This window comes from Maribacter ulvicola (assembly GCF_900155985.1).
GTDB classification, from domain to species: Bacteria; Bacteroidota; Bacteroidia; order Flavobacteriales; family Flavobacteriaceae; genus Maribacter; species Maribacter ulvicola.
On record NZ_FTMA01000001.1, the window covers coordinates 997,132 to 1,011,877 of the forward strand.

The 14,746-nt window shown below is 36.0% G+C and carries 18 protein-coding genes; 15 read left to right on the forward strand and 3 right to left on the reverse strand.

Annotated features, from left to right (window positions below; translation table 11 throughout):
- Positions 1-124 precede the first annotated feature (124 nt).
- Both BW936_RS19585 and BW936_RS04285 read right to left on the reverse strand, forming a co-directional pair.
- Positions 125-271, reverse strand: coding sequence for a hypothetical protein (locus tag BW936_RS19585; protein ID WP_159438996.1), 147 nt, complete (start codon positions 269-271; stop codon positions 125-127).
- Between the two features lie 25 nt (positions 272-296).
- A complete protein-coding gene (locus tag BW936_RS04285) occupies positions 297-524 on the reverse strand; it encodes a hypothetical protein (RefSeq protein ID WP_076547071.1) in 228 nt (75 codons plus the stop codon).
- Between the two features lie 263 nt (positions 525-787).
- Here BW936_RS04285 and BW936_RS19780 point away from each other — a divergent pair, with 263 nt between their 5' ends.
- From BW936_RS19780 to BW936_RS04330, 12 genes are all read left to right on the forward strand, one after another.
- Positions 788-1,159: an ISAon1 family transposase N-terminal region protein gene (locus BW936_RS19780; RefSeq protein WP_244156164.1), complete on the forward strand. Its 372-nt coding sequence runs from the start codon at positions 788-790 to the stop codon at positions 1,157-1,159.
- 133 nt (positions 1,160-1,292) lie between these two features.
- On the forward strand, positions 1,293-1,616 hold the full coding sequence (locus BW936_RS20030) for a transposase (RefSeq protein ID WP_262493989.1): 324 nt from the start codon (positions 1,293-1,295) through the stop codon (positions 1,614-1,616).
- On the forward strand, positions 1,598-1,930 hold the full coding sequence (locus tag BW936_RS20035; protein WP_084181968.1) for a transposase: 333 nt from the start codon (positions 1,598-1,600) through the stop codon (positions 1,928-1,930). The genes BW936_RS20030 and BW936_RS20035 overlap by 19 nt, the downstream gene beginning before the upstream one ends.
- Before the next feature lie 49 nt (positions 1,931-1,979).
- Positions 1,980-2,141, forward strand: coding sequence for a transposase (locus tag BW936_RS20040; protein ID WP_143744054.1), 162 nt, complete (start codon positions 1,980-1,982; stop codon positions 2,139-2,141).
- 618 nt (positions 2,142-2,759) lie between these two features.
- Positions 2,760-4,481: a ParB/RepB/Spo0J family partition protein gene (locus BW936_RS04295; RefSeq protein WP_244156165.1), complete on the forward strand. Its 1,722-nt coding sequence runs from the start codon at positions 2,760-2,762 to the stop codon at positions 4,479-4,481.
- A gap of 265 nt (positions 4,482-4,746) precedes the next feature.
- On the forward strand, positions 4,747-5,583 hold the full coding sequence (locus BW936_RS04300; protein WP_076547953.1) for a DUF932 domain-containing protein: 837 nt from the start codon (positions 4,747-4,749) through the stop codon (positions 5,581-5,583).
- 369 nt (positions 5,584-5,952) lie between these two features.
- Positions 5,953-6,768: an AraC family transcriptional regulator gene (locus BW936_RS04305; protein ID WP_076547073.1), complete on the forward strand. Its 816-nt coding sequence runs from the start codon at positions 5,953-5,955 to the stop codon at positions 6,766-6,768.
- A gap of 75 nt (positions 6,769-6,843) precedes the next feature.
- The gene (locus BW936_RS04310; protein WP_076547074.1) at positions 6,844-7,338 is read left to right on the forward strand and encodes a VOC family protein; all 495 of its coding nucleotides are present in this window, start codon (positions 6,844-6,846) and stop codon (positions 7,336-7,338) included.
- A gap of 593 nt (positions 7,339-7,931) precedes the next feature.
- Positions 7,932-8,126 carry a hypothetical protein gene (locus BW936_RS04315; protein WP_076547075.1) on the forward strand — a complete coding sequence of 65 codons (195 nt, stop codon included), beginning with the start codon at positions 7,932-7,934 and terminating at the stop codon, positions 8,124-8,126.
- Positions 8,127-8,875: 749 nt separating this feature from the next.
- On the forward strand, positions 8,876-9,220 hold the full coding sequence (locus tag BW936_RS04320; protein ID WP_026813265.1) for a single-stranded DNA-binding protein: 345 nt from the start codon (positions 8,876-8,878) through the stop codon (positions 9,218-9,220).
- A 78-nt stretch (positions 9,221-9,298) separates the two neighbouring features.
- Complete coding sequence (locus BW936_RS04325) at positions 9,299-9,679, forward strand: DUF6876 family protein (RefSeq protein ID WP_076547076.1); 381 nt, start codon at positions 9,299-9,301, stop codon at positions 9,677-9,679.
- Positions 9,680-9,691: 12 nt separating this feature from the next.
- Positions 9,692-9,889 (forward strand): hypothetical protein, encoded by a 198-nt coding sequence (locus BW936_RS04330; protein WP_076547077.1) that lies wholly within the window; start codon positions 9,692-9,694, stop codon positions 9,887-9,889.
- 297 nt (positions 9,890-10,186) lie between these two features.
- Here the strand turns inward: BW936_RS04330 and BW936_RS04335 are convergent, their stop codons facing one another.
- Positions 10,187-11,182, reverse strand: coding sequence for an IS110 family RNA-guided transposase (locus BW936_RS04335; RefSeq protein WP_076547078.1), 996 nt, complete (start codon positions 11,180-11,182; stop codon positions 10,187-10,189).
- 457 nt (positions 11,183-11,639) lie between these two features.
- Between BW936_RS04335 and BW936_RS04340 the strand changes: the two genes are divergently transcribed.
- From BW936_RS04340 to BW936_RS04350, 3 genes are read left to right on the forward strand one after another with little or no spacing between them, the layout of a single operon-like run.
- Positions 11,640-12,020, forward strand: coding sequence for a BfmA/BtgA family mobilization protein (locus BW936_RS04340; RefSeq protein WP_076547079.1), 381 nt, complete (start codon positions 11,640-11,642; stop codon positions 12,018-12,020).
- Positions 12,021-12,030: 10 nt separating this feature from the next.
- The gene (gene mobB, locus BW936_RS04345) at positions 12,031-13,062 is read left to right on the forward strand and encodes a MobB family relaxase (RefSeq protein ID WP_076547080.1); all 1,032 of its coding nucleotides are present in this window, start codon (positions 12,031-12,033) and stop codon (positions 13,060-13,062) included.
- 5 nt (positions 13,063-13,067) lie between these two features.
- Positions 13,068-14,648 carry a type IV secretory system conjugative DNA transfer family protein gene (locus BW936_RS04350; protein ID WP_076547081.1) on the forward strand — a complete coding sequence of 527 codons (1,581 nt, stop codon included), beginning with the start codon at positions 13,068-13,070 and terminating at the stop codon, positions 14,646-14,648.
- Positions 14,649-14,746 lie beyond the last annotated feature (98 nt).

The window sequence follows — 14,746 nt, forward strand, 5'->3', positions numbered from 1 at the left end:
ATGTTTTACTCTCTACACATCATTTCTTTTTAAAACAGGAAGGGGTGGCTACTTAAACTATGGAATAAAAACGAAATAAAATTTTTCATTTTCATATAGTATAATCATAAATCAATGACATATACTATTTGTTTGATTTTGAAAGTATTGGCTCTACGATTTTAGCGAATTTTGGATGATTTTTTTCTACCCTATTTTTAAACTCAGGATGCTTAACCATGGTTCTTAGTACTTTAAGGGTAATTTCTATTCTTTTTTCTTCGGTGAGCATGTCTAGAGTTTTACATATTAACCAGTTAAGCAATTCTTTTTTGGCTTAACATACTTACTTTTTCTTTATCGGTTTTGGTATTTCCTTCTTTAAACCTTGTTTTCTGTCCTCCTATGATTAGGTTCTGCATAATAACCTTATTGTAGTTCTTTAAAGCTTGTTTTCTCATTTTGGTTTTAAGCTTCTTACTTATAATACTCTTTTTAGGGTCTAAACCAAATTGTGGTTTGTATTGTTGGGGTTCGTTATACATCGGGGGTATCTTTTTTAAAACTAATTAATTCAAAGAGTGTTCCTATTAAAAATAATTAATCGGTGGCTAAGTTTTGAAAAGTTAATCCACTTAACTAATATACTTGCGATAACATAAGGTAGATTTTTTTTGCAATTTTGAGTTTCTACTGATAGTCGATAGAATATCTAATCTTAGATTATTGTAAATAGCCTCCGATATATTCGAGTATTTAAAATTGGCTCAACACAAAAAGTTGTGGAGAGGTTAAAATTGGTCGATTTTTGAGTTCAAAAAGTTCTATGCTTTCAGATTCACTATCTTCTATTGCCAAATTATTATTACCTGAAGTTCTTGCGACTTATTTTGATTTGACCAAACATGAAGTCAAAGACGAAGAAATACACTTTTATTTCACGGAACTAAACGATATTTCCAAGGAGTCGACCGGAGTCAAACTTCATTCCAAAGGTTTCTTTCCGGAAGCTACCGTTCAGGACTTCCCGATACGCGGCAAGAATGTATTTCTTCATATAACACGGCGTAGATGGCTTGATGAATCTACAGATAATATGATTACAAGAGATTGGCAACTAGTAGCGAAAGGAACTAGGATTACTAGTGAGTTCGCTTCTTTTTTAAAAGAGATCCGTTAGCAACAACGCTTCCAGTACGTCGGTCGTAGCGAAATTCTATGGTGTAAACCCTAGAAGTCTACAACGACAATACAAAAATCACTTAAGCAATTTCGGCTCCTGGAGCCAAAGATCACACGCAAAACAATGGACGTTGTTCCCGAACAATATAGGAAGCCATCTATCTCTGGACGAAACTGCTTTTTCCAATGGCGATCTATACACCGTTCTAACCAATAAAAAAGAAAAAGGAAAGAAAGGAGTTATCATTACCATGATCAAAGGAACCAAGGTGGAAGCTGTTATAGCAATACTACATAAGATTCCTTTAAAACAACGAAAGAAGTTCAAGGAGGTTACCTTGGACATGGCGGGCAATATAGGACTAATCGTTAAAAAATCATTCCCGAACGCCACACTGGCCGTAGACAGGCTCCATGTTCAAAAAACTGGCCCTGGATGCATTGCAGGAAATTAGAATTAAACATAGATGGGAAGTACTGGATACCGACAAATGACGCTATAGAAAACGCTAGAGGCAAGACCTTAAAATACACACCGGTATTACTATCCAATGGAGATATATTGAAACAACTCTTAGCTAGAAGTAGATATTTATTATTTAAATCCAGTAATAAGTGGACCGAAAACCAAGCTAAAAGAGCAGAAATACTTTTTAAACGCTATCCTGACCTGAAAAAAGCATATGGATTATGCCAAAAGCCAATCCTGGATATTCAACAACACAAAAGACAAGACCTCCGCGCTGATACGCTTAGCGAAATGGGATGAAAAATTGAGATAGGGCAAGTTTAAAAGCTTCAACACTATTGCTAGAACTATGTCCATTCACTACAAAAATATACTTAACTACTTTGACAACAGGGATACAAATACTTCGGCAGAATCATTCAATGCCAAAATAAAAGCCTTCAGAGCTCAATTCAGAGGTGTTAGAAACGTAGAGTTCTTCTTGTTTAGACTAACTAATATTTTTGCATAATCATAAAATTCCACAACTTTATGACTTGATTCATTATTTTTCTTTTTAGACCCAACTTTTGAGATTGATCCCTCATTTCTATGAAAAATAGAAAAGTTATAGAACTAAAAAAGCTCTCAATTTCTTGAGAGCTTTTTGCGGTCTGGACGGGACTCGAACCTTGCTTGGCGAGCCCTGTCGCTGTGGCACTTCTGCCAAATATTTTTATCTATGTTGACGATTTGTGAACTAATTCTCGTGAGTTGTAGTTCAATTTGATTCGTCTGATGCAAAAATAATAATTCTTTTCAATTAACAACATTTATTACCAATAAATATTAAACTAATATATTACCAATGAATTGAAAATAAAAATTTAACTAAGGGGGTTTATTATCATACAATATGACCGCAATTTAAACTCGTAAAATACTTCCATCAAAAGACTACGGCATAAAGCCAACGTCTCTTCCATCGCTTATTTATTCCGTTTCCTTTTGAGCCAAGATTTTATCTTCCGTTTGGTTTCTGCTCAAATATTGTTTAATCTAAAATTTGAGTATTATGACAACAAAAGCGAGTACCACAAGAAAGAGCGGTAAAAAAATTACCACCGCCAAGAAAGAAGTCAAAGAAAAATTGACACAAAAAGCGATTGGGCTTCAGATTGAGAACCTATCAACTGCAAAGGTCATTCCCGACCCGATGCAACCCAGAAAGACTTTTAATGAAGCACATCTGCAACAGCTTTCCGAAAGCGTCAAAAAGCACGGTGTTCTACAGCCTATTACAGTCCGAAAATCTGGAAACGAATTTATCATCGTGATGGGCGAACGTAGGTATCGAGCAAGTAAGATGGCCGACAAGAAAACTATTCCGTGTATTGTCAGGGAATATAAGAACAACGATGTTCTTGAAATTCAAATCATCGAAAATCTGCAAAGGCAGGATGTTGAACCTACCGAAGAAGCTGAGGCGATTGCTTACTTAAGCGAAAAATATGCGCCTACAGAAATTGCAAAGCGATTGGGAAGAACAGATAACTTTATCAGACAACGATTAAAGCTGGCTGGTTTAATTGAAGGTTTTAAGCATTTTGTTCGTAATGGCGAAATGACGATTTCGTTAGGTGTGGGTGTTGCACTTTTTGAACCAGAAGAACAGCAGATGATGTTGGAAACGATGGGCGAAGATTTTAGTGCCCATCAGGTGAACAGGATGATTAAAGACCAGACCTATGATTTGGAAAAAGCATCTTTTGATGTAAATGATAAGAAATTGGTGCCAAAAGTAGGCTCTTGTATTGAATGTCCGTTTAACGCGGCAAATCAAGGTAATCTTTTCGGCGATGGCAAAATGGTTTGTACAAAATCAGCTTGTTATGAAACGAAGAAAAGCAAGTCGTTCTTGAATTTGATTGAAAAATCGAAACAAGAGAACATACTGTTAATTCCTGAAATACGACAGTATTGGGCAGACGAGGAAAACAATCAGCTGATTATTTCACAATTGGAAAAGAACGGTTTGAAAGTCTATTTGCTGGATGATGTTGAAATCATAGAAAATCCGATAAAGCCAACAATTGAGGACATCAAGAAAGAATACCAACATTACGATTATTCCGAAGATGAATTTAAAGCTGAGCTGGATGAAGCCTTACAGCAATACGAAGAAGAATTGGAAAAATACAATTCCGCTAAAGAAAATGAATTTGTAAAAGGTATTGTGTTCCATCCTGAAACATACAGACACAAAGAAGTCTTTATAAAGATTGTTGAACAGTCCAAAAATGAATCGACATCGTATTCAGCACCTTTGGAAAACAGAAAAATGGCAGATTGTTCCCCTGAAGAACAGATAATTAAAATCAACGAAAGGGAAATACGCAAGAAGCAAATAGAGAACAACAAGCAGTTTGAAGAAGTTGTTGAAATGATTAGAGACACCAAATACATTGATACGAAGAAAACACTTTCGGTGGATGAAATGGTAGCATTCTCATTGACGTTGTATGAAAACAATGTAGATTATGTTGGACGACAAAGATTCTTTTCAAATTTATTGGGCAATACATCCAAGATGACAGATGAAGAAATTGTTGAGAGTTTCAAAAAGAAGTTTAAAAAGGAAATCTTTCATAAGTTGATACGGTATATACTAACGAAGCAAGTGCATTTTGGCGAAAGCAATCACGTTAATAATCTGACTAACATTTCATTCTACAATGCGATGCAAGGTTATTACAAGTCCAAGATTGACGGCATCGAAAAAGAATATGCCGAAAAAAGAAACAAGCGTGAAGAACGTTTGAAAGAGCGAATAACAGTTCTTGAAAAGCAAATTCAAGGATTGAAAGAGTAGCTTTTGTTGTTTGAAGAAGGATTGGCATTCGTGCTGGTCCTTCTTTTTTTTTTATAATAGACACTTGGTTAAAATGGTCAAGGAATAGAGAGAATAATCAATCAATAGTAACGCAAAGGTAAACTCGTAAAATACACCCATCAAAAGACTACGGCATAAAGCCACCGCTTCTTCCCTTACTTATTTATTCCGTTTCCTTTTGAGCTGAGATTTTAGCTTCCGTTTGGGTTAAGCTCAAATATTGTTTAATCTAAATTCAAAAGCTATGTATTTACAAAATTTGCAACAGGATGAAATCTTTGTTTCATCAGAAATGAAATCCTTAAAAACTCTGACACAGATAGAATCCCGACGAGGGCTTGAAAATGCCATCATTTCAAATGGTAAAATCGTCAATGTGGTATCTAACAGTTATGGACACATTCCAAACCAATTGTTCTTCAAGAAAGCTGAAGAAATGCTGACAGATGCACAACTGAACTTTCACAAGCGCACCATCAACAAAAATGATAGGTCGTTCATTACCGACTTTATCATAGACGATATAAGTCAGTTTACCGTCAAGAACGATAAGGACGTGATACTGCCAATGCTACGGTTCAAAAACTCGTATGACGGTAGTGAAAAGACTTCTGGACACTTCGGATTTTATAGAGAAGTATGTTCCAATGGTTTGCACGTTTCACAAGCCGAAATTGAGTTTTCCATCAAGCATAGTAAGAACAATACACACCTTATTATGCCAAGACTAAACAACCTGTTCGACAAGTTTCTGGACAATGAATTCTATACGATAACCAAGAAATTCGACAAGATGAAAGAATTTAAAATCATCGATACACAGGAATTTGTAAAAGCCATTCTTGATAAAACGAAACTCTTTAGATATGAATGCAGCGACAAGAACAGCGACCCTTCGAAAAAATCTCGTGAAGTCCTGGAAATCCTGAATTATGAAGCATTGTTGCTAAACGAGGAACCTAATTTGTGGTTAGGTTACAATGCCTTCAATGCAGTTTTACACAACACGCTGAAGAAAAGCTTTGGCCAACAAGAAAGATTGGACAAGAAATTGTTTGATGAAATTTATGAAATGGCCTAAAGCCAAAAGGTTCATCCAGTACCTTAAACTGGATTTTTTTGTGCTTGCTACTTATGTTTAAAAGCAATACCGTTCAGCACATTCCCCTACATTTCGCGAAAAGCTTCATTCCGGAAAAAGCGCTTCCCTATAATAATCTTGGACACAATCCCTAATTTTAGCTTTCCATAGTGTTAACCCTTCCCGTCACGAAACTTCGAGACTGCTAAATAACATTTCAGTTCCTATTCAAATACGTAAATTAATCAGTAATGTTCAAATAGAAATTTTTATAAGAATTAATTAATCCTATCTAATAATACGAATAACATTATATTTATTGACCACAAAAATGAGTTGTGCGTCATTTAACAAAATATCAATTATTCAATGAACTATCAAACATTCCAACCACATCCGGATTTAGAATCTCTTGTCAGTTGCTATTGGACTTTAGAAGTTCCTGCTGAACCTGATGTACAAAAACAACGAATCATTCCTGATGGCACAATTGAAATGGCGTTTATACTTGGAGACGACATTAAACGATACACTTCGAAAGATGAATTTATACTACAACCTCGTGCAATGGTTCTCGGACAGACAATTGAACCCTTTTATATAGAACCTACAGGATATGTGAATACTTTTGCAATTCGTTTTTACCCTTATGGTTTTGCAAATTTTGTAACAATGCCCATTAATAACTTGGCAAACAAGGAAACGACAATAGAATTGTTGTTCGGAGAAAAAACTGCTAGTGACTTGGAGCGAAAAATAATTGAGGCAACTAATACTAGTGAACGAATAGAAATTATTGAAAATTTTTTTTTAGACAAGTTGAATGAAAAAACTACAATTAATAATATCGTAAAAACAACAATTGATGCTCTTTTAGCAACAAATGGAAGTGCTTCGATAAGCAAAATCCTTAAAGAAGATTTATCAAAACGGAGACAACTTGAACGAAATTTCAAAAAACAAATTGGTGTTAGCCCAAAACAGTTGGGTAAAGTAATCCGACTGCAAAATGCACTAAAAATGCTTCTTAATAAAAAGTCAGAAAACCTAACCGACATTGCTTACGAAAGTGAATACTTCGACCAAGCGCATTTTATAAAAGACTTTAAAGAGTTTACCGGAATTAATCCGAAGGAATTTTTAGGCAATGAAAATATGGCACTCTCTACCCTCTTCTACAAATAGTCAGCGTGTCGCATTTTTACAATTTTTGTATTTGCACGAAATCTAAATTTGTCTTGTCAAATCAAACAGGACGAAATGAAAAAATCCATTCTTTGTACAGCCATAATTCTTTCCTTTAGCATTACAGCCTGTAACAACCAAAACAAATCTAAAACCGAAACTATCCCGGTTGAATCTAATATTAATCAAAAAACAAAAGAAATGAAAAGTCATATTTCAATCTTTGAAATTCCAGCAACGGATGTTTCAAGAGCAGTAAATTTTTATCAAGCAATTTTAGACATTAACATTGAGAAGATAGAAATGCCCGAAATGGAAATGGGGATATTCCCTTATGAAGAACAAATGGTTACAGGAGTTATCATTAAAGCAGAAGGCTATAAACCTTCATCTGATGGTGTAACTATATACTTAAATGGTGGAGATAATCTTCAAATTATTCTTGATAAAGTTGAGAAAAATGGTGGCGAAATAATTGTTCCGAAATCACTTCACGCAGATGAAAGTGGTTATTACGGTCTATTTCTTGATTCGGAAGGAAATAAAATCGGTCTGCATTCACCGAACTAAACGAGTGAAAAAGAACAAACACAGAGCAATGTATATAAAAAAGAGGGCAAATAGTCCTTAAATAAAAGCTTTGGAGTATTTGCAAAGTAGCCATATTTTTAATTTGTATTTTGACGATAAGAAAGTTAAAAAGGAAATTAAAAATATGGCTTCGTGCTTTACCAAAGATTAAGTGCTTAATCAAGCAACAAATACACCCCATTCACTTTAAGATAGATATCAGTTTTAATAACCCACTCAGCACATTTCCCTACATTTCGCGGAATGCTACATTCCAAGAAAAGAGCTTCACTACGCAAGTCTTGGACACAATCCCCAATTTTAGCTTTCCATTTCGTTAACCCTTCCCGCTATGCTGGGAAGGAACACTTCATTCCCTAGCCAAAATAGTGAATCAAGTCCGCTTAAAAAAGGAAATCAATTATCATACAATATACACGCAAGGTAAACTCGTAAAATACTTCCATCAAAAGACTACGGCATAAAGCCATAGCTTCTTCCCTCGCTTATTTATTCCGTTTCCTTTTGAGCCAAGAATTTTAGCTTCCGTTTGGTTTCTGCTCAATATTGTTTAACCCAAAAATTTTAACATTATGAAAAGTACAGCTTTAAAATCCAACATTTCATTAAAAGAAGCCGAAGAACATTACCAATTAAGTAGTGAAAATTATACTATTGAAAGTGCAGAGTGTCATTTAGCTTACTACAGAGAGAAGCATCCCCTTTACTACCAAATACTTTTAAATAATGTTTATTCTAAAAATCAAAAAGTACTTTTTGAAGAGTGAGCTAACTATTCACAAAAGTACTATTACCCTTTTATTTAATGCGAGTTTCATAAGCCATTCAGCACATTCCCCTGCATTTCCCGAAAAGCTACATTTCGGGAAAAGAGCTTCACTACAAATATCTTGGACACAATCCCCAATTTTAGCTTTCCATTCCGTTAACCCTTCCCGTCCCGATAGCTATCGGGACTAGTAAGGAACACTTCATTCCTTTGCCAAAATTGTGAATCAAGTCCGCTTTTCATCGGAAAGTCATCACTTCGGTTTTTTTAACAGGATTTTCGGCGCGGTCTTCTTGAGCCCTTACTCGAAAATCCTTAAAAACCGAACCGCTGCCTTACACATTTTAAGGGGTTTATAATGGATAAAGCCTTTATTGTTTTTCGGTACAGCGAAAAACAGGCACGACATAACCAATTCTAATTTAACCACAGCTGCTTATCTCGCTTAACTGTCGGTACGCTCAAACGCAACTGCGTTTAAAAGAATTGCTAATGCCCTTATGGAACTTGTAAAGACTATACAAGTTTTAGTGAAAAATAAGGTTTCTACTTCCTTGAAAATGCGAGCATTTTACTACGTCGCAAACACACCTGATTTATTCCCTAAAAGTCTTGACAAAACCCACTCTATCCATTGTGCGGCGCACAGAAGAAAAGAACAAACACCCCTTAAAATTTAATTCAGTTTAAATCAAATAAGGGAAATATAAACCAGTCTGTAACAAAGCAGACACAAATCTTTTTATTATGAGTACTATTAAAAATCACGTACAGTTAATCGGAAACGTTGGACAAGAGCCAACCATTACGAACCTTGAAAGCGGAAAGAAAGTAGCCCGTTTTTCATTAGCAACAAATGAGTATTACAAGGACAAAGAAGGCAACAAGCAAACGGACACGAATTGGCATACCGTAGTAGCTTGGGGCAAAACTGCCGAAATTGTAGAGAAGTATGTTGTTAAAGGCAAAGAAGTTGGAATATCGGGAAAACTTAAAACCCGAAGTTATACAAATGATGATAACGAACAACGCTATGTTACGGAAGTTGTAGCCGATGAAATTCTTTTACTTGGAAGCAAAGACGACAAGTAAATCTTAAAATAAAGAGGGCGTTCCCGTGAGAAGTTGCGCCCTCTTTTTCATTATTCACTAATTTAAAAAAGCAAAACAATGAAAGCACAAGTTAACGAAATCAAAGAAGGATTGCAACATTTTCACGGAACGGAAATGTTCTATCAAATCCCATTATTAAGAACACGTTTTACGGACGGACTAAAATATCTTGCTAATGCGGCAGATTGTTTTTGGCTCATTACGGACACTTCCGTAATTGCAAAAAGTCTGATGAACCGAAGCGAATTTATAACCATAGACTTCAAAAGATTGCCCGAAGATAAACAGGATTTTACAGGCTATGAAGCAGAGATAATTTACAGCGATGGCAACGACAATATTTTGGAAAAACACGGATATCGGGCAACCGATTTTCCGCTCGATGAACTGCGTTTATTTTTTGTAAATGATACGCTGATGTTACCAAGCGAATATTAAAATTTTGAAGCTATGATTTACATAAAATTTCAAGATTTGAGCGAGGAAAAACAAGAGGAACTTTTACAGGTTTCGAGAGAACACGTAACACATCTTTATGGGGATTCCATAAAAAAATATGTGGAAGAAACTGGTGCAGATTATGAAAACTTGATTGACGAAGAAATGATTAAAAACTTATACACTTATAATTTTATTTTCAATATGTAGCACCATTAAAATAGAGCATCGAACACCTCTAAAATTTTAGAGGTGTTTTTGTCTGCAATTAATATCAAGTCAAAAAAAAGCGTATCTTTATATCGCTGAAATTCAGCATTCAAATTAAAGTAGGGTTATCCACTTTTCGACTTTCGCCGATAATCTTACACATCGAAAAATAACATATCGGAAAATCATTTTCCCTGAAAATGGCAATTGGCTTTTTAGCCAGATTGTATGGATTTTTGTCCCGCGAGCGGGACGAAAAGATTTCCATGTTAAAATCTAGAAAAAATGCAAAAATTTTTAGGCTACATTTTTGACATAGGGTTGCTGTCTTTTAATGACGGCACAGATCCTATGGACAAGTTTGTTCCTAACGTTATTGATGATAAGCATTTTATTTTTTCCCTCTTCGACTTTCCTTTCAAAGTAAGCTTTGATTTCGGGATCGTGGTTGATTGCAGCCATGGCACCCATATGGAGATGTTTTTTGAGTGTTCTGTTTGCCATCGGATGGATTCTGGATTTTCGATTGATAGAAGATCCAGAGGTATATTCAAATGGTACGACACCACAATAACAAGCCAATTGTTTTGGATTATCATATTTGGTGAAGAAGCTAGTAAAAACGGTAAGATGAAGTGCCGTGATCTGTCCTATTCCAGTAACAGAAGTAACCAGTCCGATCGTTTTATTGAGCCTGTCATCAGAAAGGATCAATTTTTTGATATCCCCTTCTATTCGCTCAATCTCGCCAGTAAGATTTTTATTGATTTTTTTAAGGTTCTTTTTGGCAAGCTTTCCCATTTCTGGAGAGAAGAGTTCAAGTTCATTGGGATACTTATTAAAATCGGCTCTGGCATTGACCAGTTGTCTTCTGATCTTGAGCAGTATTCTCACTTTTTCAAGGATTTCTGGAATCGGCTCATAGAGTTTGAGCTGGCCAACGTTTTTAGAGGCGTATTGCGCAATACGGACGGCATCGACCCTATCATTTTTACCTCTGTGAAGTCCTATGCTCTTCGTGATCTTGATGGGCATCTCTACGCAGAAGCTCGCTTCTTTTTCAACAAGTTTGGCAATGATGAGTTTTCCATAGACACCGGTATGTTCCATACAGGTGAGTGTGTCTTTCAATGGAATCTTTTGATTTTTCAAGAGCCTGATAAAAGCATTCGTTCCTTTTTTGGAATTCTCAAAAAAATAAGAGGTAGTCCTATCTTCATTCAAGATAGCTACGTCAAAAGTACTCTTCGATATATCAATACCGATGAAGTACGCAAAGTTCTGGTTTTGCATAATGATAAAATTAAAGGATTAAGACCAAAATCCCAGATTGCCATCGAACCCCTGATAATAGGTCTAAAAACCTGAATTTCCATCTGATGCCGGTCCAGAATAACCGAGAAGGGCTTTTATCAAATAATGCATAAGCCCGAAGCTTTGAATAGCGTATAATTCGCCCTTACCGGTTTTGGTCGTTATTCATAATTACTGAGGGTATTCCCCGATGAAAAGTTAGATAATTAAATATAAAAATTCACCACGTAAAAATCTCTATATAAACAACAATGCAAATCTAAGGGGAATAGCAAGAGGGTAACACGCTGCGCGATGTTTCGGATTCCTTTTCGTTTTCAAATAGCTGATAATCAGCGAATTGAATATATTATAATTTCCTGACAGTTAACGATTTGCGACAAACGGGCTGTTAACGCCCATTTTTAGGGATGATTTTGCGACAAATCGGCGAAATATGGACTCATTTATTGGAATTAGATTTAAAAAGGAAACTGCAAAACGTTTCCAAACGTTCTCACGTACTTACTTCAAATCGCACACCGAGGCGATGGCTACAATGCTAGATTTTTTCTTCTATAATGAAATTTCGCCAAAAGAAAAATTAGGTCCAACGGGGCGAACCATCGAAGCTAAATTGCTCAAAAGAATCAATGCGGTTATTGCCATAATGCGAGATGTGGAAAAGACACAAACCAAACCTACGGTGGCTATGATTCAATCACTTTTTGAAACAGAAGAGCCAGAAAAAAAACCGCTGATTGTGGAAAAGAAATATGCGGAAGAAAAGAAAGAAGTGCGCTTTCGCGAAAAGCGAAACTTAAAGAACGAACTCTAATTTTTGAACTATGTATATCACAATCACACCACAGAAATTAGGAACAAATTACTCACAAAGTTCAGCCGATTTTGTAGGCTATTTAGAGAAAGAAAATGAAGGGATAAAGGAAGCAGATATGGAACATTTTTTCAATCAATATGGCGACGAGATTTCCGCAGAAGAAGTGGTAAAGGAAATTGATGGAAACACCGCAAAATTGAAAAAGAAAGAACCTAAATTTTATTCCATAACGGTCAGTCCTTCCAAGTATGAATTGAACAGATTACAGAACAGTCGTGAAGATTTAAAAACCTACACTCGTGAGCTAATGAAAGATTATGTTGCCAGCTTCAATCGGGAAATCAATGGACGACCTATATCAATAGACGACATAAAATATTACGCTAAAATTGAACATCAAAGAACCTTCAAGGGTACGGACTTTCAGATAAAAGAAAACCAACCTTTCGCCACAAAAATACTTCAGCTCAAAACGGATATCCGAAATATTCAAGAAGGACGAGCTGAAGGGAATATTAAGAAAATGGAAAAGGAAATTGCCAAACTGGAACGCCAAGCGCCACATCAACAAAACGGAAAACGGATAGTTCAGGGAATGCCGAAAGCAGGAAACCAAAGTCACATTCATATTATCGTTAGCCGAAAGGATGCTTCAAATTCTATAAGCCTTTCCCCAGGAAGTAAGCACAAAGCATCCGAAGTAGAGATGCACGGAAAAAAAGTGAAGCGTGGTTTTGATAGAGATACATTTTTCGCGAAAGCGGAAAAAACATTTGATAAGACATTTGGATATAAGCGCAATTACGCAGAGACCTACAAAGCTAAAAAGACCTTTGTAAAGAACCCAAACCTATATTTTTCAGCATTGATGAAATTGCCAGCCAATGAAAAAGCATTGGCTTTTAAAATGATAAGTAAATCAGGATTGCCCATAGTGCCGAGTATTCCAGTAAGTCAGGCACAAATAGCGCTTCGAGTTTTTAAGCGATTGAGACGTGGCGCAGAAGTGGCCATCAAATCAAGTTCCATCGGAATCTAATAGATATGCAGATAGACAATCTTATAACGATACTTTCAATTATTGGTTTGGCCAGTACCGTTTTCTATGGAATGTTTCGAGTATCAAAATATGCGTTTGTGTTGAATAGCATATCGCTTTCAGTTCTCGTGTTCTATTTGTCTGAAGGAAATGAATTGATATTTATATTACTTTATTTGGTTTGTCCGCTAATGCTAATTAATATAGGACTGTATGTTTTTCTACATAAAACCGAAAGCCCGAAAAATGGCGACAGCAGATACCAAGTAAACTTTGCAACTACTAAAGGAAATTTCAGATTGGATAATATCAAACGTGGTGCATCCATCATTGGTTCTGCCGGAAGTGGTAAAACCGAAAGCGTGGTTTATGGATTTCTAAAGCATTTTGAAAAAGAAGGTTTCTGCGGAATTATTCACGATTATAAAGATTTTGAATTGACCGAAATGGCATATCCGCTTTTCAAGGATAGCGACATCCCTTTTAAGGTCATTTCCTTCGATAAAATCATTCATAAGGTAAATCCTATTGCGCCACGGTATTTAGAGAATGAGGAAAGCGTAAACGAGGTGTCAAGGGTGTTGATTGAGAATCTATTAGAGCAAAGAGAAAGCGGAACAACTGGCACGACAAAATTCTTCAACGATGCTGCAGAAGGGTTGATTGGTGGTTTGATTTGGAAACTGAAAACGGACTATCCCAAGTTTTGTACGTTGCCACATTTAATTGCGGTTTATCAATTTCTCGATACTAAAAGTTTGATTCAGTTTCTGGAAACCAACACCACATCACGAGCAATGGCAGATGCCTTTATAAGTGGCAAGGATTCTGAAAGGCAGACCGCTGGTGTAAAAAGCACATTGGCAAATGCGCTGAAAAGAATTAGTACACAACGGATTTTTATGGCTTTGTCCGCAGATGAAGTACCGCTAAATATAAATAGTGCTGAAAATCCCTGCGTAATTTCGATTGTGAACAACCCAAAATTCGAAACTTCGTATTCACCAGTAATCGCTACAATTATACACACTATTACAAAGCAAATGAGCGTGCGTAATTCAAAACCATCATTCTTGCTTATGGAAGAAGCACCAACCATTCGTTTATTGAATATGCATCGAATTCCTGCAACATTGAGAAGCTATAATATTTCTACGATTTATGTGATGCAGGATAAAATTCAGAATGATATGATGTATGGCGATAAGGCAAGCAAGGCGATTCTTAGTAATCTATCCTATCAATTTTTCGGAAAGGTAAATGACCCGGACACCGCAAAATATTACGAACGCTTTTTTGAAATCATTAAAGACCCAACCAAGAGCATAAGTCGAGGACATAACCTCGATTTTGATACTCGCATTACTACGGGCGAAAAGGAAATCCCAAAGATTCGGGCGGACGTATTTTTCAGGTTGAAACAGGGCGAGTTTATCACTTATGCAGATGGTAGGGATAAAAAGGTGCAGTTTAAATTAGCCGACATTCAAAGGGAACTTCCTAATGAGACTAAACAGTTTTCTAAAGCTGATTTGGGAGCTAATTTTGAGCGGGTTTATGAGGAAGCACGGTCTATATTTAAATAACGTTAAACACCTTAATTCATTGGGCTAAACGGTTAATAAATGATAATCTTAAAATTATCTTAACCCTTTTTTTGCAACGTGAAATTATACCAATATCT